This is a genomic window from Pseudoalteromonas sp. L1, from assembly GCF_021728095.1.
Classification (GTDB): Bacteria; Pseudomonadota; Gammaproteobacteria; order Enterobacterales; family Alteromonadaceae; genus Pseudoalteromonas.
In genome coordinates this window covers 21575-47495 of the sequence record NZ_JAKKCT010000005.1, presented here as the reverse complement: position 1 = coordinate 47495, position 25921 = coordinate 21575, and the positions used below count along the sequence as shown (strand labels likewise).

The 25921-nt window shown below is 41.5% G+C and carries 18 protein-coding genes; 7 read left to right on the top strand and 11 right to left on the bottom strand.

What is annotated here, in order from left to right:
* Nucleotides 1-8: 8 nt before the first annotated feature.
* Complete coding sequence (locus L3V38_RS15315; RefSeq protein WP_062568764.1) at nucleotides 9-929, top strand: AAA family ATPase; 921 nt, start codon at nucleotides 9-11, stop codon at nucleotides 927-929.
* A 13-nt stretch (nucleotides 930-942) separates the two neighbouring features.
* Entirely contained in the window at nucleotides 943-1944 is a 1002-nt protein-coding gene (locus L3V38_RS15310) for a general secretion pathway protein GspB (RefSeq protein ID WP_237119926.1), read from the top strand.
* A 6-nt stretch (nucleotides 1945-1950) separates the two neighbouring features.
* On the opposite strand, the gene L3V38_RS15305 is transcribed toward L3V38_RS15310, so the two are convergent.
* From L3V38_RS15305 to putA, 8 genes are all read right to left on the bottom strand, one after another.
* Nucleotides 1951-4623, bottom strand: coding sequence for a TonB-dependent receptor (locus tag L3V38_RS15305; protein ID WP_237119925.1), 2673 nt, complete (start codon nucleotides 4621-4623; stop codon nucleotides 1951-1953).
* A 74-nt stretch (nucleotides 4624-4697) separates the two neighbouring features.
* Nucleotides 4698-5723 carry a FecR domain-containing protein gene (locus tag L3V38_RS15300; protein ID WP_237119924.1) on the bottom strand — a complete coding sequence of 342 codons (1026 nt, stop codon included), beginning with the start codon at nucleotides 5721-5723 and terminating at the stop codon, nucleotides 4698-4700.
* 23 nt (nucleotides 5724-5746) lie between these two features.
* Nucleotides 5747-6322: an RNA polymerase sigma factor gene (locus L3V38_RS15295; protein WP_062568768.1), complete on the bottom strand. Its 576-nt coding sequence runs from the start codon at nucleotides 6320-6322 to the stop codon at nucleotides 5747-5749.
* 73 nt (nucleotides 6323-6395) lie between these two features.
* Nucleotides 6396-9140 (bottom strand): family 20 glycosylhydrolase, encoded by a 2745-nt coding sequence (locus tag L3V38_RS15290; RefSeq protein ID WP_237119923.1) that lies wholly within the window; start codon nucleotides 9138-9140, stop codon nucleotides 6396-6398.
* A 144-nt stretch (nucleotides 9141-9284) separates the two neighbouring features.
* A complete protein-coding gene (locus L3V38_RS15285) occupies nucleotides 9285-11570 on the bottom strand; it encodes a family 20 glycosylhydrolase (RefSeq protein ID WP_237119922.1) in 2286 nt (761 codons plus the stop codon).
* Between the two features lie 84 nt (nucleotides 11571-11654).
* On the bottom strand, nucleotides 11655-14183 hold the full coding sequence (locus L3V38_RS15280; RefSeq protein WP_237119921.1) for a TonB-dependent receptor: 2529 nt from the start codon (nucleotides 14181-14183) through the stop codon (nucleotides 11655-11657).
* 89 nt (nucleotides 14184-14272) lie between these two features.
* On the bottom strand, nucleotides 14273-15484 hold the full coding sequence (locus tag L3V38_RS15275) for an HD-GYP domain-containing protein (RefSeq protein WP_237119920.1): 1212 nt from the start codon (nucleotides 15482-15484) through the stop codon (nucleotides 14273-14275).
* 209 nt (nucleotides 15485-15693) lie between these two features.
* On the bottom strand, nucleotides 15694-19497 hold the full coding sequence (gene putA / locus L3V38_RS15270; RefSeq protein WP_237119919.1) for a bifunctional proline dehydrogenase/L-glutamate gamma-semialdehyde dehydrogenase PutA: 3804 nt from the start codon (nucleotides 19495-19497) through the stop codon (nucleotides 15694-15696).
* Nucleotides 19498-19663: 166 nt separating this feature from the next.
* On the opposite strand from putA, the gene L3V38_RS15265 reads away from it, so the two are divergent.
* On the top strand, nucleotides 19664-20146 hold the full coding sequence (locus L3V38_RS15265) for a winged helix-turn-helix transcriptional regulator (RefSeq protein WP_062568774.1): 483 nt from the start codon (nucleotides 19664-19666) through the stop codon (nucleotides 20144-20146).
* 104 nt (nucleotides 20147-20250) lie between these two features.
* Here L3V38_RS15265 and L3V38_RS15260 read toward each other — a convergent pair whose 3' ends face one another.
* Entirely contained in the window at nucleotides 20251-20778 is a 528-nt protein-coding gene (locus L3V38_RS15260) for a TetR/AcrR family transcriptional regulator (RefSeq protein ID WP_237119918.1), read from the bottom strand.
* Between the two features lie 120 nt (nucleotides 20779-20898).
* On the opposite strand from L3V38_RS15260, the gene L3V38_RS15255 reads away from it, so the two are divergent.
* Entirely contained in the window at nucleotides 20899-21099 is a 201-nt protein-coding gene (locus L3V38_RS15255; protein ID WP_062568776.1) for a hypothetical protein, read from the top strand.
* Nucleotides 21100-21188: 89 nt separating this feature from the next.
* Here the strand turns inward: L3V38_RS15255 and L3V38_RS15250 are convergent, their stop codons facing one another.
* A complete protein-coding gene (locus tag L3V38_RS15250; RefSeq protein WP_062568777.1) occupies nucleotides 21189-21788 on the bottom strand; it encodes a TIGR04211 family SH3 domain-containing protein in 600 nt (199 codons plus the stop codon).
* 213 nt (nucleotides 21789-22001) lie between these two features.
* Between L3V38_RS15250 and L3V38_RS15245 the strand changes: the two genes are divergently transcribed.
* From L3V38_RS15245 to L3V38_RS15235, 3 genes are read left to right on the top strand one after another with little or no spacing between them, the layout of a single operon-like run.
* Nucleotides 22002-23522: a CYTH and CHAD domain-containing protein gene (locus L3V38_RS15245; protein ID WP_130149525.1), complete on the top strand. Its 1521-nt coding sequence runs from the start codon at nucleotides 22002-22004 to the stop codon at nucleotides 23520-23522.
* A gap of 34 nt (nucleotides 23523-23556) precedes the next feature.
* On the top strand, nucleotides 23557-24174 hold the full coding sequence (locus L3V38_RS15240; RefSeq protein WP_237119917.1) for an START domain-containing protein: 618 nt from the start codon (nucleotides 23557-23559) through the stop codon (nucleotides 24172-24174).
* 44 nt (nucleotides 24175-24218) lie between these two features.
* Nucleotides 24219-24623 (top strand): diacylglycerol kinase, encoded by a 405-nt coding sequence (locus L3V38_RS15235; protein WP_130149527.1) that lies wholly within the window; start codon nucleotides 24219-24221, stop codon nucleotides 24621-24623.
* A 44-nt stretch (nucleotides 24624-24667) separates the two neighbouring features.
* Here L3V38_RS15235 and metK read toward each other — a convergent pair whose 3' ends face one another.
* Nucleotides 24668-25819, bottom strand: coding sequence for a methionine adenosyltransferase (metK, locus tag L3V38_RS15230; RefSeq protein ID WP_062568781.1), 1152 nt, complete (start codon nucleotides 25817-25819; stop codon nucleotides 24668-24670).
* Between the last annotated feature and the right edge of the window lie 102 nt (nucleotides 25820-25921).

The following is a 25921-nucleotide window of genomic DNA, read 5'->3' as shown; positions in this document are numbered from 1 at the left end:
ATATCACGGTGTATTTAAGCTATTTTGGCTTGTCAGAAAAACCTTTTTCGATTGCTCCGAACCCTGAATATTTATTTCTCAGTGAGCGCCACAAAGAAGCGTTAGCGCATCTAACTTACGGCCTAGGAGAAGCGGGAGGGTTTGTATTGCTGACAGGTGAGGTTGGTACAGGGAAAACAACATTAACAAGAAGCCTGCAAGAACAGCTTCCAGAAAATACACAAGTTGCACAAATTCATAATCCTGCCTTATCGCAACTTGAATTGTTGGCCAGTATTTGTGATGAATTAAATATTACTTACGACAGCAATAATGCGACGTTGAAAACATTAACCGATGTGATCAAAAAGCATTTGGAGTCAAATAATAGTGCTGGTGGCCACACTATTTTAATTATTGATGAAGCGCAATTACTTGCTCCTGATGTACTTGAGCAATTGCGTTTATTGACCAATATAGAAACGGATCATAAAAAGCTATTACAAATCGTTTTAGTGGGACAACCAGAGCTACAAGCATTACTTAAACGCACAGAACTTAGGCAATTGGCACAGCGTATAACAGCACGCTATCACCTATTACCGCTAACAGAAGGGCAAGTATTTGCGTATGTTAAACATCGTTTGTCTAAAGCAGGAACCGAACAAGCGTTGTTCTCAAGGGATGCTCTAAAGGCTATCTACCAAGTGACGCAGGGCGTTCCTAGGTTGATTAACTTATTGTGTGAACGCTGTTTAGTGGGTGCTTTTTCTCAACAAAAGTTGAGCATAGATAGTGAACTGGTGATGCGTTCTGCTGAGGAAGCTTTGCCACCAAGTAGCACCGTCATTACAGCAACCGCCAATACACAATCCAATTATGTTTGGCTTTATCCTGTTTCATTTTTAGTCGTATTAGGTGTGGGTATTGGTTTATCCTACCTAATATAAAGAGTGCTCATTTATGTCATTACTTTTAGATGCAATTAAACAATCTGGTCAGCATGAGCAAACCGCCGCTGAGCATGACCAAGCTGCATTACAATTAAAACAGCAGCAGGAATTAACTCGTTACAGACGCCTTGCCCTGTCATTTGGGCTTTTATTAGCTGCAATTTTAACGCTAATGGCAGGGTTTTCGATTGGCAAATGGCTACAAAACAGTAAGTCATTGGATAGTGCAGTTGTTACAAGCACGCAGCAAACGATTGATAAAAACGAGTTAGTGGAGAATACGGAACAAGCTGCCACTGATGCTGCGCAAACGACTGCTCAGCCACACGCAATAAATGCGGCTGTAACGTCAACACAACCCCCGCAACCTTCAATGCAGCAAATGCCAGTGCAAGGGCAACAATATCAATGGGTTCAGGTGCCTGTAAATTCAGTTCCTGTGTATGTTAATCAGGGGCAGCCTGTTTATCAGCAGCCAATTTATCAAGGCCAACCGGTTTATCAAACACAGCCGCAGTTTTCACAGCCTGTGCAAATGATGCAAAATAATAGCTCGCAAAAGGTAAGCGACCAAGGTATTGATTTAAGTAAATATAAGGTATTGGGTAAGCCGCTAAATAGCGAGCCATCAGCCCCCCCTCAGCAAACCTCCGACAATGACGAGCTTAAAGATGTGCCCGATACGTTGAAAGATGCATTTGCTAAAGCGGTGCAGGATGTTGATAGCCAGCATTTTTCAGAAGTCACTCACAGTACGAAAAACTCATCGTATGCCGAGCCCATAGAGCTATTACCTGTATCGCTACAAAATCAGTTACCTACGATTAAGTATCAGGCACATATTTATGCGTCAGAAACATCAAAACGTTGGATTAAGCTAAATGGCCGTGAATTATATGAAGGTGACAGTATAGGTGTGCTGTCAGTGGTCGAGATTACGCCAGAGCAAAGTTTGCTCAGTTACGATGGTTACGAGTTTACTTTGAAAGCACTACAAGATTGGCCTGAATAGGTTTTACTAAAACTGATAGCTTAGGGCGACTTTTATATTACGACCAAATATAGGTCGCCCATAAAATAGGGGATCTTGGTGGTTTAAATCATCTCTGGGATTGCCTTCTGTTAAACCAAGTGTGTTGGTGAGGTTTTTAATTTCTAGCTGTAAGCTTAATTGCTCATTCATGGTGAACTCACTGAAAAAATCCCATGTTTGATAAGCAGGCAAGGCGAATTGATTGGCGGTATCTGAGTATCGCTGGCCGATGTAAGCCCATGTGATTGCAGCTTGAAAATTGTCTGACTTATACTCAGGTGTTAGTCTAAACTGTAGCTCGGGTGTACGGGTTATTTGATTACCATTAAACTCGCTTTGAGGAAGATATGATGGGATCCCGTAGAACCCTGCATCTTGCCACACCCCAACGCCTTTGAATTGCCAAGATGCGTTGTATTGGTAGCTGAATTCAAATTCTAACCCTTGCGTTTGTGTGTTAATTAAAATTGCCTTTTGTGGCCCCGTTGCACCTCTATAAACAGTAAAAGGAAGCGGGTCAAAATTAGTATCAAATAAAGCCCCACTAAATTGCCATTGTGATGTTTGCAGTCGTAAACCAATTTCACCCAAGGTTAAACGTATTGGCTTGCCAAAGTTTTGCTGGTCTCGCTCAATATTGTTGGAAGCCCAACCACGCGCATTACCAAAATTAATTAATCGAGGCATTTCAAAAGCGTCTGAGTAGCGAGCAAATACCGCAAGGTGTTGCTGTATCTGATAATTAGCGCCAACACTAAACGCTGTTTGGTTAAATGTGTCATGTAATGAACTTGGGGCAAGGTAATGCGAGTAATAAGGCTTTAGCGAATCGGTTGATGATATTGCGCCTTCAAATAGGGTGCTGTCTAAGTTGAGGTTTTCATTACGAAGCGCAAGGTCAAACCTAAGGCTGTCTGTGATTTGCCAATCAAAATTAGCATAAAAAGAATGGGATTCAGATAAACCTACTCCTTTTAAATACACAGGACCTGCATACGATAAAAAGCCTTGTTCATTGAAGTTACCAACAACTTCTCCTTGATTATTTGTCAGTACAATTTCTAAACGATCAGGTTGATGCTTTACATCAGTGAGTAATTCACCAAGCCATTGGTCAAGGGGTAATGAGCTAAAGTCGCTGCGCGCATAAATATGCCCTAAGCTGAGTGACCAGTGCTCATCAAGGTAATTGATTCGAAAGTGGTTAATCAACTGTTGTTGTTTGTAGTGTGAGTGCAGTGGGAAACTGGAGGTGACTAAGCCATTTTCATTGAGGCGGCTAGGGTCATCGATTAATTTGTGGTCGCTGACCCGTCGGTACTGTGCGGTTAAATCTGTATCTGCAAAAGAGTGTTTAAAATCGGTTATATCTTGTTGTTGTAAACGGCTTTGGGCATCAACAATGGTTTGGTTGCCTAAGTTCATAAGCGTGTAAAGTTCATTGTTTAGCTTGGCGTAACGAGTGCGGTTAGTGATATTTACTTTGTCACTCAGTGGCGCTTTAAACACTAACGTGTAACTATTCATTTGTGTATGCTGAGCATCACCTAAATCATGAACAAGCGGGCCTTCAGGAGTGCGAAACGCTAACAATTTTAAATCGTCACTTAATAGCGTGCCATCGTCATAGGCAAGACTATCGAGTTGTTGAATTTTTTGTTTATTTTCTAAAATTAGCGGAGCATAAAAGCTGGTTTTATCATTTAGGTGTTTGTAGCTAAAGTCAAACTCAAAACTGTCAGTTAACCAACTGATTTTTGTACTGAATTGGCCTCCTTTATCCGCTTTATAGCCAGGTTCACGAATACCATCTGAGGTACGGTAAAATCCACCGATTGTATAAAACAGTTCATCAGTTAAAGGGCCCGTAAAGACACCATCAAAGCGTGTGTAATCATAGCTAATGCCATGACTTAATTTGATTAGGTTAAATGGTATTGCAGAGCCTTGCCTTGTTATATAGTTCACCATAGCCGCAGGGCCATTAAGGGTAAAAATACCGCTGCTACCACCACGTACAGCTTCGATGGTTTGGTGGGTCAGATCGGGTCGTAAGAAAAAATCCCCCCATATTCCATCGTACGTAATGGGTAAGCCATCTTCCATCAAACTAATAAAACGAAACCCTTCACCGCCTCTTAAGCCTCTTGGTGAGACATTATTGTTTGTTTCGCCGCCTGAGTCTTCAACCCAAAAACCGGTGACATTTTTAAGCACCTCAGCGCTTGAATAAGGTGTTTGTTGCTCAAGCTTAGAGCTGGATAGTTGTGTAATAGAAATGGAAGAATTTAAGATATTACGACTTTTACCACTGACGCCTGTTACGATGATGCGTTCAAAGTCATCAGTGGGCGTTTGCTTTGATAACGTGACAAAGATGCGTTGCTCAGTCAAAGCGAGTGTGAACTGATAGCGAGAGCCTTGCAGGACGTCAGTGAGTACTTCACTCAACGTGAAGTCCCCTTGTAAAGGTGGAAGCACGCTATGCTCAGTGATTGAGGCAGCATTGAGCTGCCAGCCACTTTGCGTTGCAATATCAAGCAAGCGCTGTTGCAAGGTTGCTTCAGCTAAATCGAATGCATAGTCAGTGGTAGCATGTGCTTTGCTAGTAAATAATATTAACCATATTAGTGTTGTGGCTAATAGTCTTAACAACATAGTTTAATTAGATATTTTTATTATTGTTTAAACTTTGTACCACTTTTAGCTTATTTTCGCTATGACACTTTTAGCTAATCTGCTGTCAATGTAAAAACACGGCCTTTTTGAGTCACTGTAATAGGGTAAATTTTTTCTAAACTACTTAACCAACCTTCGATCTCGGTTGTTAAGAATGTGCCGTTGTAGGTGAGTTCTGTTAGTTTTTTATCGCTTAAGTTAACCTGAACTTCACTGTACCTTGCAACATCATTAAGCACATCACCCAAGCGCGCGTTTTGATAGACTAAATAGCCTTTTTGCCAGCTCATAGTCAGCGAGTCACCTTGTGCTTTAGTGTGTGTGACTTTACCTGCCTTTGTCATTTCGACAGCTTGTCCTTGAGTGAGTGTGACAGCGTCTTGTTGAGCCACAGAGACACTGCCTTCTAGTACATCAACACGAATAGAGGCTGGATTTGCTCGTACATTAAATACGGTGCCTAATGCTGTTACTTCACTGTTTTGGTAACGCACAACAAAGGGTCTTTGTTTATCTTTACTGACGTTAAATAGTGCTTCGCCTTGGTATAAAATTAGTTCGCGAGATGCGCTGCTATAACGAACGGCAAGTTGAGTATTCGCACCTAAATCTATTTGACTGCCATCGTCTAAAGTAAAAGAGCGATGTTCATTAATTGTGGTATGAAAAAATTCATTTGATACTTTGTCATTTGCACTTGCTTGGGGGCTCACAGTGCTCATTGTTTTTAAAGGCGACTCTTGATTTACTAAAAAAATAAAACCAAATAGCAAGCAGCTTGCAGCTATGGCTAAATAGCCTGTTATAGCGCGATATTTAGAATTTGTTTTGTTAGAGGTAACAGCATCAAGCTCAGCCAATTGCTGTGCCACAAACTCATCACTTAATGTGGTTGATGCCGTCCAAAGCGACTGCATTTTTTCAAACACTTCACGATGGATTGTGCTTTGAGCTAGCCAATCGTTAAGCTCGTCAGGGTAGCGATTTGTTTCGCTTTCAGTAAACTTTTCATCTAATACAAGTAACCACTCAGCAGCTTGCTCTTCGATATTTGCTAAGTCGTTCGGTGATGGGTTCATGCTAAGATCCTTAAAACTCATGACTAAAGCTCATGTTGCAATTGCTGGTAGCAATGACGAACTGCACGTAAAACATATTTTCTTACCATACTGGGTGAAATCTGTAAGGTTAAAGCTATTTCTTCGTAGCTTTGTCCTCGTATTTTATATAACAAGAATGCCAGTCTGCATTTATCAGGCAAACTAATGAGAGATTTTTCCATTTCTTTTAGCAACTCATTATTATGATGTGTCTTCTCTGGGTTTATAGAGCTGACAGGTTGCGTGCTGTTATCTGTATCAGAGATAAACTCATCAAATGGGCTGCGTGCTTTACGTCTCAATTTATCTATTGCTAAATTTGTTGCTATTTTATACAGGTAAGCAGCGATGTAATTGCTTATTTTTTCTTGCTCTAAACCTAGCAGCTTAACAAAGGCTTCTTGCGCAACATCTTCTGCTTCACGTTTGTCTAGTCCTTTACTCATGATATGACGTATCAGTTTTTGCTGTTGCTTTAAAAACAACTGCTCAACTTGCTGGCGGCGACTACGCTGACAGTCTGATTCGGTATCGACTGAATCAATGGATTTGCGTCTAAAAGATAATAACGGTGGCATGAATCCGCATCCTACTCTTCCATTTGTATTGCATGTAGCGAGCCGAACATAGTCGGCTCGTCAGTGTTGACTATTAATTCAAGGTGGCCACTCGGCTCACTTTGCCTGAATCACTCACTGTTCTTAGTTGAACAGCAGCTGATGTTGTTAATGTTACGGGTCCTGTATAGTCATGCCATGTCATTCCATTGTCTAATGAGTACTGGGTCTGCATGCCAACAAATCGTGTATTAACGATTAACTGGCCATTATCTATCGTCGCCCCAGGAAGTGGGATGCGATAATTTACTCCAAACTGTTTAGGCATTTGAGCATTAATATCGACAACTTGGTAGTAGTCCAATAGTGGTAAGGCATGTTGCCCTAATGTGTTTGTAAATGTATGCCATGCTTGTTCAATGGCTAAACCTTCGGCTGGCATATCTTGCACCCAAGCTCGCTCTGCTGCACCGAGTAACTTAGGAAATGTCATGTAGTCTAGTATTTCGGGTGATTTTTGGTTTTCACCAAATAGCTGTGCCTGAATACCTTGCACGTTTTGTTTACCCGTTTCACTGAGTAAAACCCACTTAGGATCCCATGGTACAGGGTTGCCAAGTTTGTCTTTTACCGCGTTGGCATAAATATTAAATGGGCGGTACTCAAATGTCTTTTTCGTGTCTGTATAGCCAGCCCAATGATAACCAATTTCATCAGGGTGCTTGTTGTAAGCTAAATCAAGATACAAGTTAGTTGCATGAGCAAGTACTACTTTTTTACCTTGGTTTGCGAACTTATAAGCTTGATGTTCATTTCCCCAGCCCCAGACATTATTCCAAAACACAGGGTAGATATCGCCGTAGTCAACATTGCCTGTGCCGTTGTGAGATAACACGTCTCCCCAACTTGCCATATCGAAGCCGTGTTGATTAATTATTTGCTTCCAACGAAGAAAGAAGTAATCAAAAATTTCAGCATCTGTTTTTCCTGCTGTGGCAGGGTTTTGTTGTATTGCAGGAGATTGTGCCCACCATTCATTTGGACCTAAGTGAGGCAATTCATCGCCCCCGCCGTGCAGGCGTGTGATGGTTGCATCAGGTACTGCATCATAAATTGCACGTGTTTGTTCAATAACATGATTTAAGAAAGTAAACGTGCTCTCTAGAGATGGATTGATAAAGTTGTCAGTGTAAAACTGTGGTGTGTAATATTGAGACTGGTCGAGTGGGTCGATTAATCTATATTTAGACGCTTCGATTGGGTCTGTATTTTTGTACTTATTGTAGCGATATTCCATCGCTTTAATTGCTGCGCGGGCATGAGCAGGAAAATCATATTCAATAATAACATCAATATGACGGTCGGCTGCGTATTGCAAAATTTCTTTAAAGTCTTCAACAGTGTAAAAACCCCAGCCCTTACCTAGGTAGTTTTGCTGCGCGATTTCGAACCCTTGAAAACTGGGCAGGGTACCTAAATTCGCAGCTGTTTTATCACTTGGTTTATTGTCAATGCCATCACCTTGAGCAAATTCATTGGCTGCGCCCATAAATGTATGCAGCATAGATGTTTCATTGAGGTCATAGCCACGCTTAGCACCAAATTCAGTTAACTCAGGAATACCAGGAATTTCTAATCGCCAGCCTTCGTCGTTGGCGACATTAATCTCAAACTTATTTAGTTTGTAAAAAGCCATTAAATCTAACAACTTAAACACAGTTTCCTTAGACTGAAAGTTACGAGAAACATCAAGCATCATGCCGCGGTACTCAAATCGAGGAGCGTCTAAAATCGTCGTGGCCGGTAGAATGGTGTTGTCGGATAAGGTGCTTGAGTTTTTTGCGTTTTTATACACCGATGTGGGGATCATCTGGCGTAGTGTTTGTATTGCGTAAAATACACCTTGCTCATCGCTGCCTGTAATTGTAATACCTGTAAATGGATCTACTTCTAGTTTGTAGGCACTTTTATCAGCTTGATTATCTTGGTTAGTATCTAAATGTGGATCAAGTTGTAACTTGATATGATTTGGGCCATTTTGAGTTGTTGTATTGAGTGCAAATGTGCCACTTAATATGTCGCTTAAAGCAGTTTGTAAAAAAGCCGCTTCTTTATTGAGTGATGCTGGTGCAGAAATCGTTGTTAGTTGACTCATCAATGTTAAAAACTCATTGTCAATTGTAACGACTGAATGAGGTTGTGGAACTAACTGGTTTTTTAATGGCAATGAGAGAGTCGATGCATTATTTTCAGCATATCTTAATGCAGTGGTTTGCACGGGCATCACATCATTTGTGGCCTGTGTCGTTTGTTTAGGATCACTAGGGTCCATAAACACATCAACAAGTACAGCTTGAGGCGTTTGTCCGTTATAGCTGATATGAAATCCAGAAGGAGAGTCATTTTTCAGCATTTGCCAGTATTGAGCAATGATCTCAATTTCACGCGACTCCCCAGGTTGAATAGGCGTAAAACCTGCAATAGGTTTTAAAACAAAGTAATCACCGCTTTTGGCGGCATCTGCATTTTCTAGGCTTAGTTTTTGTGCGGCAATATGTTGGCGCGCGTATTGTCCGTTTGGGTCAGAGTCAGGCAGAACACTGGCTGGTGGTCTTACTGAGCTAAAAAATAACGACCAGCCTGATTCACCTAATGGTTCTGAGCCATTGTTGGTGATTGTTAAACTACCAAGAAAAATATTTTCACCAATCCCGTGGTCAATAACTTGCCAACTTAAAGCAAGGTTATCGGGGTGAGGTTGTGCAATGCTAAATTGGCTTGCTGTGAGTAGTGCTAAGCTCGATAGTGTTGTTGTAATTGTGTGCTTCTTTGCAAACATGGTGGCTCCTAAGACATTGTTATTGTATAGATAGAGCTGGTACCGCAAGTTGACTCTAATTTTATAAACGTCTTAAGAAGAAAATTTGGGAATTAAAATTTAAAAAAAGCCCTAAATACTGCTTTTGTATTAGGGCTGGGCACGTTAATGAACTGCAATTTCATCAATATATAAAGGAAGCTTAGGGATCTGAATATCCTGAGATTTCTTGCTATTGATAGCGATCACTTTTAAAAAGCGTAATGTTGTCGGCTGAAAAGATAACACCGACATAGGACCCTGCGGTGAGGTTACTTTTGCCAGTGTTGTCCATTGCTGCTTATCATCAGAGCCGAGAATGACTATTTCTGTTGGCGGATGCAACTGACGGTGGCGACCACTGTTATAGCCTAATTGCACTTGTTTAACTAAAGTCGGTGATTCAAAATCAATAATGGCCTCAAGATCGGTGTCATAAAAAATAGCGTAATCTTCGACACTATAAAACTGATCAAATGCAAACTGACCATCTTGCAATTTATGCGCTGATTGCTCAGCTGCAGGGTAAGTTAGGGTGATGCTTTTACCCAGTGCTAGGTGAGGGCTAAGTGTAAGACGTGCATCGCCAATAAGTTGCCCTTGCGATTTCACATAGCTACGAGCACGGACTTGGGTGTTTGATTGAATCGTGATAGGTGCTTGATACTTATTAGAGGCTAAAGTGGGTTCGCTGCCATCAAGCGTATAATAAATAGCGGTATCTGCGATATCAGTGGTTATAGTGACAAGTAGTTTATTGTTTTGCACAGTGCTGCTAATAATCGGTTTATAGCTACTTTTAGCGGTGTTTATATGCATTTTTTGATAGCGCTTTAATAAGCGAGGTAAGCGATTTTGACTATAATCATGCCATGATTTACCCTCTTTGTTTGACCACAAGGTTTCACTCAGCGCACTGAGTCTAGGGAATAGCATGTATTCAGCATGACGCGGTGTTTTTATATACTCAGTCCAAAGTGCGCCTTGAGCACCTATAATGTATTCGCGCTGCTGTGAAGTTAAATGGCTAGGTTCAGGGTCGTATTGGTAGACATTTTTTAAACTCGATAGTCCATGAATTGCTTTGGGTTCATCAAGGTTACGAGATTGATAGGCATCAAAATAGATATACTGGTATGGGCTCATAATGACTTGATGTTCCATTTTTGCTGCTTGTACGCCTCCTTCGGTTCCTCGCCAAGACATGATAACAGCATCATCTGCAACTCCACCTTCTAAAATTTCATCCCAGCCGATGACTGTTTTATCAAGATCTTGCACTATTTTAGCAACTCGCTTAATAAAGTAGCTTTGTACTTGCTCTGGCGTAGTGAGGTCATGTTGCTGCATTAATTTTTTCACAACGGGGCTTTCTAACCATTGTTTTTTTATTACTTCATCACCCCCTATATGGATGTATTTACTAGGGAAAAGTGCAGCTACTTCTTTGTAAACGACAGATAAAAACTCAAACACATCCTCGCGAGGGCATAACACGTCTTCAAAAATACCAAATTGTGCTTGTACGTCGACAGCCTGCTGGTGGCAAGACAGCTCAGGATAAGCAGCCAGTAATGCCGTGCTGTGCCCTGGAATATCTATCTCAGGGATCACCTCGATGTGACGTGCTTTAGCATACTCTATGACTTCTTTGATTTGTGCTTTTGTATAGAAACCTGAAACGCTTTGATTATCAAACAAAGGTTTGTAATCATAAGTATGACCAACAACAGTATGAGGGCGTGTAGCGCCTATTTCTGTAAGTTTAGGGTATGCATCTATGGCTATACGCCAGCCTTGATCATCGGTTAGATGCCATTGAAAAACATTAAACTTATGCATTGCGAGCCAATCAATGTATTGTTTTACAAAGCTCACATCAAAGAAATGGCGGCTGACATCTAAATGCATACCACGATAAGTAAAGCGAGGTTCGTCGAGTATTTCTGCATTGGTAATTAGCCAGCTTCGTTGGTTTATTGGCATACGCGATTCTATTTCAATGGGGAGCAGTTGCCTGAGTGATTGCATTGCCCAAAATAACCCCTTTGTTGTGCTGGCTTTTATTTCAATAAAACCACTTCTTACTATTAATTGATAACCTTCCTCAGCCACTACTGAGTCGGTAATGTTAAAAGCGATGGTGTTTTTCATCGTATTTTTTGCGTGTGATACAGGTAATTCATAGCCGGTTGGTGGGCGTAGAAACTCAGCAAGTTGCAGAGCCACTTGTTTTGCATCTTGGTGGTTATAGCTAATCTGTGTGTTGTGCATTAAGTGAAAGTGATCTTCACCATATTGGCTGCTTGTTGGCTTTGGTGTGATGTTAGCGCTGACATAATAAGGAGCTAATAGCAGAATGAATAACACAAAGCTGCTTCGCAAGTATTGGTAAAAAGCATTTTTAATCATTGTTATTTCCTAAGAAAAGCCCGCATTTGCGGGCTTGGATAAACTAATCAGCACTGGGCAAAGTGCAAATTAGCAAGGGGTAGGTTAAAAATTAAGGGTTAACGAAGCACTAATGGTTCGGCCTAAAATAGGGCGCGCGTAGTAATAGTCGAAACCAGCTTGAACATCGTTAATGGCGCGCGGATTACCTTCAGTTAAGCCTAACTCGTCAGTTAGGTTGGTTGCTTTTAAATGAACGGCAGCGCTGTCATTAAAGCGATAATTAACGCCCATATCGACGGTTGTGTAAGCAGGGAGTTCAAACTTATTCTCGCCATCTGAATAACGTTCACCTAAGTGGTGTACGGTTAAATAAACATCACCATCATCAAAATAATAGGTGGGAGTTAAACGGAGCTGAATTTTTGGTGTACGTTTGACTTGCTTGCCTTCCCAATGTTTAAAAGCACCGGTGAAGCCCTCCATTTTAGGATCTTGTAACACACCCGTTAAATCCAGTTGGATGTTTTCGTGTGCTTGCCAAACGGCTTCAAATTCAATACCGTCGGTGACGGTATCGATAGTTTGATTAGCCACTTCACCATTACTACCGGTAAAGTTACGCTCTACAAGGTCATTGAACTTTGTTCTAAATAAAGTTACAGACGCGCCGAGTGTGTCGCCAGAATAACGCCCACCAAACTCACTGAAGGTAAGGTTTACACTGTCATTAAAGTCTGCATCAATTCCGGCATGTATATTTTGTCCGTAGCTCATTAAGCGTGGCATCTCAAACGCATCTGCATAGCGGCCAAACATTGAGACACTATCAGAAAATTTATAGTTGAAGCCAATCGTCCATGCTGTTTCAGTTTCATCGCGGGTTTTTGATAAGTAGTTGTTCGAGGGGGTATCAACATAGTTATTGGCAAGGTTGTTATCAACGTCATTGCCATTGGCATCGAAAGCATCATCCACTGGCACAGCAAACTGGGTTGCTGATGCGGTACTATCCAATTCTAACCACTCAATACGAATGCCCCCGTCAATACGAAGACTATCTGTGGCTTGAAATTGCTCATTGATAAACAGTGAGTGTGATGTGCTTGTACCAAATGCAGTGGCTTGGCCCCAACCAGGTGCATAGCCTGTTGAACCATTGTCGGTTAACTGACCGACCACTTGTTGGTTGTCATCCAAAGCAACAATATCAAGAAGTCGTGCATTATCTTTCACTTCAGTTAAGAACTGTGACTCCCATTTATCAACGGGTAGCGAGTTTGCATCAACGTATGCGAATAGCCAGCCCATAGTGAGCGTGTGGCGATCACCTTCGTAAGTAAAATTGAGTTTATTGACGAATTGCTCGGCATCATATCGTGAATAAAGTGGATAGCTTGTGGTCACTAAACCATTGCCGTTTAAGTTTGTTACATCGTTGAGTATTTCGCCTGTATCAACATATTGATATTTAGCTGCAACAGCGCCGTCAGCTGCAAATTGGTCGAGCATGGAGAGTACATCTTGTTGACCAAGTCTATCGTTGGCATTTACTAAAGTGGAGTTATCGAAATTAAGTAGAATATACATGTCGTTTTCGAAGCTTGAATAACGGCCTGCTGTATTTAACAGCCAACGATCATTTAGTTCCCAATCAAGGTTATAGCCCAAAGTGGTAAACTTAGTATGCTGCCCATCTTTAAGATCTCGCGTTTTGTAGCTACCATCTTCTTGCAGGTAATTTAAAAGGCGTTGGCCATTTCCGATTAAGGTTCCGTGCTGTGGATCCACACCTGCGATCCCTTCTGGATTTTTTTGATCTTGTAGAGGAATAGGTACAAAAAACGTGGTGTGATCATTTAAATGCTTGGCAGAGAGTGTAAGTTGGCCTTTATCAAACTCGCGCACAAGGTTTAATCTCAGTTGTCCGCCGTGATCTGCCGTAAATTCTGTATCCCTTACGCCATCAGAGCGACGATAAAAACCACCGACAGACATTTTCCAGTTTTCACTAATGGGTGTGCCATAGAAAAACTCACTGCGGTATAGGCCATAATCCGCCGTAGTTAGACGAATGGTTGCTTCTTCGACACTATCAGGTTTTCGTGTAATAAAGTTAACCAAGGCTGCAGGTCCATTGGTTGTTAATAGGCCTGATGTACCACCGCGCACAGCTTCCATGTGTTCAATCGTGATGTCTTGGCGTTGATAAAAGTCGACCCACACACCGTCATATACAACCGGTAAGCCGTCTTCTTCAACACCAATATAACGAAAGCCTTCGCCGCCACGTAAGCCCCTTGGAGCCACATTGTTGTTGGTTTCACCGCCAGAATCTTCGACCCAAAACCCTGGTACAGTTTCGAGCAAATCGGCGGTACCTAGCGGGGCCTCTCTAGCGAGTTGCTCGGCATCTAGTGTGGTAATTGATACGGATGATTCGAGCTTGGTTTGGCCACGGCCACCACTACCGGTCACGACAATTCGCTCAAGATCGAGAAGCTTTTTCTTTTCTGATGCAGGTTTAGTTTCTTGTTCAGAATTTTGAGCTGCTTGTAGGTTTAAGCTCAAGCAGGCACTTCCGATTGCCAATGCTAGTAAATGCTTTTTATAGCGAGGTGTGTGTTTTTTCATTTTATTCCCTTCATTGTTGTTTTTTATAAAGCAGCAAATGGCTGCTTTAAATCTATTAACGAATGAAGGGATATTTTTGGGAATAACTTCTAAGGTAAAATTGAATGTTTAAAAAACTTAATTAAATCAATATTAAAATCAGTTGGTTTTATGGCTGCCTCAAGGTTCTCATGGCAACGACTGTTCGCAAGGTCTATATCATGTACTTCTGTATAGCGAGAATGTTTTGCATTGTAGAACACTTTAACTTGCGGCTTTAGTGGGCTTGTCGGGTTACTATGTGTAACCACAGCTAATTTTTGGCTTTCCAATTTAACTAAAGTACCGACAGGATGAATGCCAATACATTGGATAAATTTAGTCACTAAATCACCATCAAAGCTATCAGGGCATCCATCTTTGAGTATTTTGAATGCTTTAATCGGCTCCATACCTGCTTTGTAAACCCGTTCGGCGGTGAGGGCATCATATACATCGACGATTGAAGCCATACGCACATATAGGCTCAATTCATCGGCATGTTTACCAAAAGGATAGCCGCTGCCGTCTAAGCGTTCATGATGAAAAGCTGCAATTTCAACCGCTATTCCGCTTAGCCCAGACTCCTCGAGGATCTCTTTACTAAAACGGGCATGGTTTTGGATCACTTGGTATTCTTCATCTGTTAATTTTCCAGGCTTATTAAGAATGTTATCTGGAATATTAATTTTGCCAATATCATGCAGCAGGGCACCTGTTGCTATCTCTTGAATGATGTCTCTATCAATACCTAAGTGTTTAGCAAAAATACTAATTAAAATAGACACATTGATTGAATGCTCTAGTAGATAGGCGTCTTTTTCACGCATACGCGTAATGCAGGCTAGGGCATCTTGGTTACGAAACACTGAGTCTATAAAGCCACTTGCTAGCTCCTGAAATGGCGCAACATCAATTTTATTGCCTGCTCGAATATCATCGAAAGCTTTGCTCTGCAATGACTTGGCTTCAGTATATAAACTGTTGGCTTTTGTCATTTCCGCACTAACACTGTGTGTCGTGTGCCACGGGTTATGTTGCTCAACTTTTTCAGCCGCAGGTGGGGGGCTGGCTTTTTTCTGCACTACTTTGTTTTCTTCGTTTAAAGTGAGTGTTTTGTCAGGATCAATTTCAACTTCTAGAATGCCAGCTTTTATTAGCTTATCTATACTTCCTTGCGTTTTTACCCAGCCTTGGTTTTTGATGCGGATCTTGCCTGTTTGTTTTGTCACGCTTTGCACAAACATGCCGAGTTTAAGTTGATTAATAGGAAGTGTTTTCAAGGACATTACTTCAAGTTGAATACATTACTATAAAATTAGCAGATATTTCGTATCTGAGTAAATAATAATAAAGGTGAGTTTTTAGGTAATAAGTATGTTTTTTGAACTGAAAGCAGAAAATTTTCAACGGTTTAATGTGGTTTAATAAAAAAGCCCCTACAAAAATTGTAGAGGCTTATAAAATTTAACTAAGAAAGTGTTCTTAAAGTTTACTCGTCATCTTCAACAAGCGTCATAAGTGATGTGTTACCACCTGATGCTGTTGTATCGATACTGATTGTTTTCTCAGTAAGTAAACGTTTGATCAGCGTATCATAGTACTCTGAGCTAATAACCGGCAGTATTGCACCTTTACGTTGTGCTAGCTGCTGGCTGAAGTAGCCTAAACGTGATGAACGAGCTGCAACAACCGCACCTGCAAGGTGAGGGTGCGCTAAGATAGCTTGCAACTGATTAGGCTTAGCAACTTGGAAAACACCTTCAGCAATACCCGTTGAGATAAACTTATCTCTAAACGCAACAGCTTCCTCATAGAACAACTCAGAGGCTACAGTGATTACCGTATTACCCGCAGCAAGTGCTGTGATAATAGAAATTGCCCAGAAGTTAAATGACGTACTCTTATCGGCATAACAAACTACACAACCACGTGGCTCAAGGTGAAGCGTATTAGATTCACCTGTAGGTCCAGGTAATACAGTGTGCTTACGCATGTGCTTTTCAAGGCGGTTAAGCTGCGCACGTGCATCAGCCAATGTTAATGCTAAGTCATCAGCAAGCTCGTCGATGATCTCAACCGTTGCAACTTTTGCTAGTAATTGACGAACAGCAGAAACACGGTCATTTAGTGGTGTCGCACGCCAGATTTTTTCATCGCGTAATGAGTTTTCCATTAACTTAGCAACTTGCTCAGCCGCACCTGAATAGTGGTGAGTGTCTAGCTCATCAGGTGATAGGTTCGTCATTTGTACGTTGTCTGGTGACGCTTTCTCTTTCACAAGACGTTGCAAGTAGTTAGGGCCACCTGCTTTAGGGCCAGTACCTGAAAGGCCACGACCACCGAAAGGTTGCACACCTACGATTGCACCGATCATGTTACGGTTGATGTATACGTTACCTGCACGAGACATCTTTGCTAAGTACTCACAACGCTCTTCAATGCGTGAGTGAACACCCATTGTCAGGCCGTAGCCTGTGCCATTGATTTGATCAATCACATTATCAAGCTCTGAGCCTTTGAAACGAATGATGTGAACACATGGACCAAATACTTCACGTTTAAGCACAGATAAGTCTTTGATTTCGTATAAACGAGGAGCAAAGAAATAAGCGCCATTCTCGTTGTTATCAGGAATAGCACACTCGTAATGAAGTGTTGCATTGCCTTTAAGATACTCAACGTGTTCATTTAAGTTCTTTAACGCTTTTTCATCGATAACAGGACCGATATCGGTTGAAAGTAGCGAAGGGTCACCAACATGAAGCTCTTTTAACGCACCTTTGATCATCTCAATAATGCCATCAGCAACGTCTTCTTGAATAAACAATACACGTAGCGCAGAACAACGTTGGCCAGCACTTTGGAAACCTGAACTGATCACATCATCAACCACTTGCTCAGGAAGCGCTGTTGAGTCAACGATCATACAGTTTTGACCACCTGTTTCTGCAATTAACGGTACTTGGATATCGTTACGTGCAGCCAGTGTTTGTGAGATTAATGTGCCTGTTTCAGTTGAACCTGTAAACATAACCGCTTGAATACGCTCGTCAGGTACAATTGTTTTACCTACTTCGCTACCACGGGCAATAACAGGTTGCACTACGTGCTCAGGTAAGCCAACAGAAAGCATCAGTTCAATCGTACGAAGAGCGATTAAACTTGTTTGCTCAGCTGGTTTTGCAATAACCGTGTTACCAGTCACGATAGCAGCAGCAACTTGACCTAAGAAGATAGCCAGTGGGAAGTTCCATGGGCTGATACATAAGATCACACCACGGGCTTCAAAGCGCTCGTCTTGTGATAATTCTTCTGCACGTGCAGCGTAGTAACGACAGAAGTCAACGGCTTCGCGTACTTCGTCAATACCATCTTGTGCAACTTTACCCGCTTCTTTAATACAAATAGCAACTAGCTCATCGTGGTGACGCTCTAAAATGTCAGCAACACGGCGAAGCAGGTTTGCACGTTCTTTTACAGGTGTTTGTGACCATGACTCAAATGCTTTTTCTGCATTTTCTAGAAGTGATGTCATATCTTCTGATGTTTGAAGTTTCACATGACCAATAACTTCTTTGTGGTTTGCCGGGTTTTTCACTGGCAATGAACCTTCAGGTACATCGCTTAATTCAATTCGGTGTTCTTCAAACCATGCATCTAAGTTCTCTTTGAATGGAGTAATAACATTAATATCAGTTAAATCCATGCCTTTTGAGTTTGCACGTTCGTCACCGTACAAATCAATTGGCATATTAATTTGTGTATTGAACTTGTTGCGTAAACCTTGCAAAGTTTCAACTGGATCTGGCAGTAATGACTCAACCGGCTTAGAGGTATCAACAATCGCGTTAACGAATGATGAGTTAGCACCGTTTTCTAATAAACGACGCACTAAGTACGCAAGTAAGTCTTCGTGTTGGCCTACCGGTGCGTATACACGACACTGAATTTTTTCTTGTTCAACAATTTGGTCAAACAAAGACTCACCCATGCCATGCAGACGCTGGAATTCAAATCCATCGTGGTCACCTTTAGCAACTTCTAAAATCGTTGCCGCAGTGTAAGCATTGTGTGTTGCAAATTGCGGGTAAAGTACATCGCGGGCTTCTAGTAGTTTGATAGCACATGCTTTGTAAGATACGTCTGTTGTTGCTTTACGTGTGAACACAGGGAAGTGGTCTAAACCATCTTGCTGAGTGGTTTTGATTTCGGTATCCCAATAAGCACCTTTTACGAGGCGAACCATTAGCTTACGGCCCACGCGGCGCGCAAGGTCAGCAACCCATTCAACTACAAAAATAGCGCGCTTTTGGTATGCTTGCACAGCTAAACCAAAGCCATTCCAGTTACCTAGTTCATCATCGCTGAATACGGCTTCGATAATATCTAATGAAATATCTAAACGGTCAGCTTCTTCAGCATCAACAGTGAAGCCGATGTCGTAGCTTTTCGCAGCAAGTGCAAGTTCTTTTAGCTTAGGTACGATTTCTGCCATCACACGTTCACGATGAGTGAACTCATAACGTGGGTGTATTGCAGAAATTTTCACAGAGATACCAGGACTTTTGATAGGGCCACGGCCGTTTGCTGCTTTACCAATTGCGTGGATAGCAGTCATGTAGCTTTGGAAGTAACGCTCTGCATCTTTCATAGTGCGTGCGCCTTCACCTAGCATATCGTACGAATATACGTAGCCTTTTTGTTCTTTATCAGCAGCTCGCTCAATCGCTTCGTCAATGGTACGACCCATTACGAACTGCTTACCCATGATCTTCATCGCGAAGTTCACAGATTTACGAATAACGGGTTCACCTAGACGGCCAATGGTTTTCTTAAGTACACCAAATTGCTGTTCTTTCGATTTGTCGCTGTAGTTAACCATTTTACCGGTTACTAGTAGGCCCCAAGATGATGCGTTCACAAATAAAGAATCGCTGCTACCTAAATGCGAGCTCCAATCACCTTTTGCTAGTTTGTCACGAATAAGTGAGTCTTGAGTCGCTTTGTCTGGTACACGTAAAAGTGCTTCAGCTAAACACATTAGAACCACACCTTCTTCTGTCGAAAGTGAGAATTCGTTTAACAGTGCGTCAACACCGCTTTGACCATCTTGATCGCGACGGATATTTAAAACCATTTGACGGGCACGTTCCCATGCACGGCTTCGTGCTTTTACGCCTACTTCAGCCAGCGGTAAGATATGATCAATAACCGCATTTTCGTCAATACGGTAGAAATCACGGATTTTTTGTCTTATTGGACACTCAGTTGTCAAATCGCCATTAAATAGCATATGTAACCCTCTGGTATGTGGAGTCTAGAAACGCCAAAAAAGCATTTCTTACCATTGATATAATTCGTGCATTCTAATTAAATTCCAGCAGAATATGCTGGTTAAATTTTTCAATTTACGATAATTTACAGGGCATACCTTGAACTTAGCCGCATAAAATTCTGTTATGACCAGCCCGAATCGATTACGCATGTTAGATCGCATTGATTTAGCAATTTTAGACGCTCTGCAAAAAAATGGCAGAATCTCAAACGTAAACCTCGCAAAACAGGTTAATTTGAGCCCGAGCCCGTGTCTTGATCGTGTTAAACGATTAGAACAAGAGGGCTATATTGAAGGCTACTATGCCAAGCTTAACGAAGCTAAGCTTAATCAAAGCTTATTAGCGCATGTGCAGGTGTCTTTGGTTACTTCTAACACCTCTGTTTTTAAAGTTTTCAGAGAGTATATTTTAAATATTCCTCAGGTCGTTGAATGTGACATGGTTGCAGGAGGATATGACTATCTATTGAAAGTGCGTGTCTCTGATATGGACGAATATCGCCAAGTCTTAGGGGATTTAGTCGATATACCTGGGGTTGGCACACATCATACGTATATGGTGATTGAAAAAATTAAACAGGACACAGGGCTTCGATTCGATATTTAATGTAAGGAAACCTACGTGGTTTCCTTTTTTGTATTTTAAAAAGAGACTTCAGTATAAGAGTAAACAGCGAATGTTGTAGTCTCATAAGCCTTCCCATTACCAGCCTAATTGATATTAATTTTAGCGAGTTTTCTTTTCAGAGTCGCAAGCATTGAATCGACAGAACTATCAGCATGACTGAGTCCTTCCATCAGCGTCATAAAGTAAAGGTCAATAATGATATCTGCATCTGTAGGGGTAGCGTCATTATCATTTATCAAGCGTTTCTTAAAAGCATTTAGTTGTGGTTCAAGTTCATTTTGTTGCCACATAATTTCTTTGAACAACTCTCGACTAAATTCTTTTTTCGCCAAGTAAAAAGCATAGAGAAAGCGAGCGTAGTGGTACATTCTATCTGTGGCTGTTGTACTGGTATCTAAGCTCTCAGCGGCGCTTAGAATGTCTGTCAGTTCATTTTCAAAGCTGTACTTGAGTATCGCAACCTTAGTCGCAAAGTGACTAAATACGGTGCCATTGGCAACATTGGCTGCCTTTGCAATATCTCGCGTACTCGTTTGATGATAACCCTGCTCTGAAAACAACTGCCATGAGGCTGTTAGTATCTGCTGTTTTGTTTGCTCTTTCTTAGTCACTGCACACTCCAATTTTTATGCTATTTAACCAGAAATTTAAAAAATCTCAATCAAGACTATTGTAAATTGAGCGCGCTCAAGTTTAAAATGAGCATGCTCAATTAATAAAAGGTTAGCACCATGGACATATTAAAACGCTTTATTGGCTATGTATTATTTTTACCAGGTATTTTCTTTTATAGCTTTATTTTAGGCCCCTTACTTATTGCCGTACTAGTACCAGGGGGGCTGATGTTATTGCTACTTATTTTAGGATATAAAGGGGGCTTTTTAGTGCTTAAGCGAGAAGTGCTTAATACACTTAAGCAAAAATCTCCCTAAAGCAATGTTGGTAGTAAAAGTGGTTAAGTCTAAAAAAAGAAACCCTGCTAAGCAGGGTTTCTTTTTAATCTGAAATGGGAAGTTTAGAACTAAGCCCAGCCGTCATAGCGTTTACGGCGAGACAACATAATCGTTAAAATAATACCCAACAATAAGCCGATAAATGCAATTGCGCCGCCATATGTAAGTAATTGGCGCTTTTCTTTAGCACTGGCTGCTTGTTTAGCATTACGCTCAGACTCGATAGTATTTTTAAGCTTATCGATTTGTGCTGTCAGGGCTTGGTTTTGTTCGTTAAGAGAGCGGTTTTGCTCTTGTAGCTGTGGTAATTCTATTTCGGCTTGACGTAACTGCTCTTGCATTAATGTCATGTCGTTATTCAGTGCTTGAAACTGTTGATGAATACCAGCGTTTTCAGTGATGAACTTTGCTTCTACCCAACCTTCACGCTCTTTATCATCACGAATTTTAAAGTAGCCATTATCTTCACCGGATAATAATTCTACTTGTGTACCTGCATCCACAGAGCCCAAAATACGGTAGTTTTTGCTTGGACCTGAATGCATAAAGGTGTACAGGTTATCGACTATGTAGGCGGTGTTTTCGTTGTTGCTGCTTGGCGCTTCTTCTGCGTAGCTAATAAAAGAGGTGGCCGCAAGGAGCAACCCAAAAATACACTGTTTTAACATCAATCTACCTTGTTAATGTGATCTTGCCGAGAAGTGGCTAAATTTATAATTTCTTTATGTATAGAGATAGTAGGGATTTCAACTATTAATAGCAAGGCTGATATTGTAATCCGTGTATGAGCTTAATCGCAAAAATCAGGAAAAAATTTGCATTAAGTAGCTGCTTTGTTTATTTTGACCACTTATTTATTTTAAATGTACTCCGCAAAGCGAATGGATACTGAGATAGAACTGAAGTTTTTGGTGTCAGATGCCGTTGTTCCACTGATCCCCGCATTAATTACCCAATTTGCAAAAACCGTTACCAACAAACCGTCACGCAGCCTACAAAATGCCTATTACGACACGCCGAGTCGTGAGTTACGTGCACTTGATATAGGCTTACGTACACGCTGCAGCGATACAGACTGTGAGCAAACTATTAAGTTAGCCGGTGAAGTGGTGGGGGGGTTGCATCAACGCCCTGAATATAACTTGCCTCTTGAAGGTAATCGTCCTGATCTATTGGCCTTTGATGCGTCAATCTGGCCTCACGCAATGCAAGTTAATGCGATAGCCGATAACCTTTACCCTATTTTTAGCACTAACTTTATTCGTCGCACGTGGTTAATTGAAACCGATAGCGGCGCTAAAATCGAAGTGGTGTTAGATAAAGGGGAAATAGCGGCCTCTGGTCAGGTTGAACTTATTTCTGAGCTTGAAATTGAGTTATTAGAAGGTAGCCGCCAAGAGTTATTTGCTTTAGCTGATAAACTGGTCAGTGAAAGTCATGTGCGCTTAGGACTTTATTCAAAGGCTGCGCGTGGTTACCGCCTTGCTGATAACACGCCTTTGAAAGCGAGTAAATCGATAGGCTTTGTACCGCTAAACAGTGGCGCGACACAAGAACAAGCATTAGTGGCAAGCATTAACTATGCTATTCGTTTTGTACAAAAACATGAAGCCTGTTACTTCATTAAACCAAGCTTAAAAACCTTAAAGCGAGTCACGGATGGTATTCGACTTATCCGTCATGCATTTTGGTTATTTGATGATATTGTCAGTAAAGATGATACGGACTCATTACGAGTAGAGCTAAAATGGCTTTTAAGTGAGCTTGCTTGGGTTGAAAATGCTATACAGCTAAAAACCTATACCTCGAAGCGACATGCCTATTACAAAAAGATTAATAGCGCCCCTGAGCTGACTCAAGTCATCAACGATTTAAAAGAATTACAGCCAAGTATTGAAGATGTACAAGAACTGTTTCATAGCAAGCGATACAATCGTTTGTTGTTGCAACTTACAACATGGCTAATTGAAAAACAGTGGCGTAAATCATGGGGCCAAGCGGAGTTTCAAGCCGCAGAAAAACCGGTTGCTGAAATCGCTAAGCGTTTATTTGCCAAAGACTGGCACGATATGCACGAGCTTATTCCTGAGCAGCAAGTGTTTACAGACAAAGACTATTTATCACTTAGAACTCGCCTTGAAAATTCACTATTAAGTGGTAACTGCTTGGGTGCGCTATTTAATACTGATGATAGAAATGAGTTTCGAATTCCATGGTTAGATATCTCCCACGGTATTTATGAGCTTAGTACACTTGATTATTTAAAACAGCTATGCGCAGGTCAGGATGATCAAGAGCTTGCTAAAATTCAGGCTTGGTTAGATCAGAAATCTGACTTTTTGGTCAGTGCAATGGAGCAAAGCCGTCACGCGTCTTTCAATACTGATCCATATTGGTTGTAAGCCTGTGCCTGTTTGCTTATGGATAGGGTTAGCGATGTTGAGTATATCGGCATTTGCTAACTCAACCGAATGGCAAACTTACAAACAGCAAGATGGCATAAGCGTCACTTACAAAACGCATCAAAACGGTATTATAGAAATAAGCGCCTCGGTGCTGGTAAAAAATGCGAAAGCCCATGACTTTATGGCGTTATTGAGTGATACCGACAATGCGCCTAATTGGCTCGAAAATGTGAAAAGTGTCACCTTAATGGAGCGTTTAAGCCCTTCTGAAACGCTTGTATACACACACTTTAATTCGCCTTGGCCTGTTTCAGATCGCGATTTGGTTAGCTATTCGTGTTACCACCGTCTGAGTGAGCACAAAACTGAGCTTAAAATTATTAGTCAGCCCCATGCAAAACCGGCAGTAAATGGTGTAGTGCGTATTAAAGATTTAACCGCTTTTTGGCGCTTAACACATCAGCAAAATGACTTACTGGTTAGTCATCAAGCTTATGCAGACCCAGCGGGTTCTATTCCACATTGGTTGAGTAACAAGGTATCATTAAAAAGTGTGTTTAAGACCTTACAGTCACTACGTAAGGAGCTCAGCTATAATAGGTTTACGCGCCTAAACACACCAAGCGTGCCTGGGAAGTGTGCTTCTTGAAGGCATAAATACCAGTTATTAGTCTATTTAGTCGTAGGAAGAAAATGAAAGAGCCAAAAATTCCCTTGGTGAACAAACCAAATGGTATTGGGGTGGGGCGTGTTTTAAAAGCCACCAAATGCTCAATCAAAGGCTTTAAAGCTGCATTTAAAGAAGAATCTGCATTTCGCACTGAAACCTATTTAGGTCTGGTATTATTTCCGTTATCAGTGTTGCTTGCCCAATCATTAAGCCATTGGCTGATGTTATTTATTCCTTACTTATTATTGTTGATAGTTGAGCTACTCAACTCAGCAATAGAGGCGCTGACTGATAGAGTCGGTATTGAGTACCATGTATTGTCGGGGCGAGCTAAAGATATGGCCTCGGCGGCAGTGACGTTGGCATTAATTATTTTGCTACTGGTTTGGGCAGTGGCAATTTATGAAAAGATAATGATGCAGTTTTAAACAAAAAAAGCGCCAAAAGGCGCTTTTTCATCTTATATGACCTATTACAGGCCAGCAGCTGCGCGAAGTGCATCTGCTTTGTCTGTGCGCTCCCAAGGGAACTCTTCACGACCGAAGTGACCGTAAGCCGCTGTCGGTTGATAAATAGGACGCTCAAGGTCAAGCATTTGGATTAAGCCATATGGGCGAAGGTCGAAGTGCTCACGTACTAATTCGATTAGACGCGCTTCTTCTAATTTACCTGTGCCAAATGTCTCGATGCTGATAGATGTTGGCTCTGCAACACCGATAGCGTAAGAAACTTGTAGCTCACACTTGTCAGCAAGGCCAGCAGCAACTACGTTTTTAGCAACGTAACGTGCAGCGTATGCAGCTGAGCGGTCAACTTTTGATGGATCTTTACCAGAGAAAGCACCACCACCGTGACGAGCCATACCACCGTATGTATCAACGATGATTTTACGACCTGTCAGACCACAGTCACCCATTGGGCCACCGATTACGAAACGGCCAGTTGGGTTGATGAAAAACTTAGTCGCGCTTGAGATAAGCTCAGCAGGAAGAACTGGCTTGATGATCGTTTCCATTACCGCTTCAACTAAGTCGTTTTGTGAGATTGAATCACAGTGTTGAGTTGAAAGAACAACAGCATCAATACCAACAGGCTTGCCATTTTCGTATGCAAACGTTACTTGAGATTTTGCATCTGGGCGTAACCAGTTAAGCTCACCGCTTTTACGAACTTCAGCCTGGCGCTGAACTAAACGGTGTGAATACGTGATTGGTGCAGGCATTAACACGTCAGTTTCGTTACATGCATAACCAAACATTAAACCTTGGTCACCAGCGCCTTGCTCTTCAGGGCGAGCACGGTCAACACCTTGGTTGATATCTGGAGATTGTTTACCGATTGTGTTTAGGATTGCACACGAGTCAGCATCGAATCCCATGTCTGAGTGTGTGTAACCGATTTCACGTACTGTTTTACGTGTGATTTCTTCGATATCAACCCAAGCGCTAGTAGTGATTTCACCACCCACCATCACCATACCGGTTTTAACGTAAGTCTCACATGCAACACGGGCATGAGAATCTTGCTCTAAAATAGCATCTAGAACCGCGTCAGAGATTTGGTCCGCGATTTTATCCGGATGACCTTCAGAAACTGATTCAGAAGTAAATAAATGTTTTGCCATTGTATTTCTGCTCACAAATATTGCGCTTCACATACGTCGGTAATAGCGCTAAAAAATTAAGGGGCGTATTTTATCTAAAACAAATATGTTTGCATAGTAATT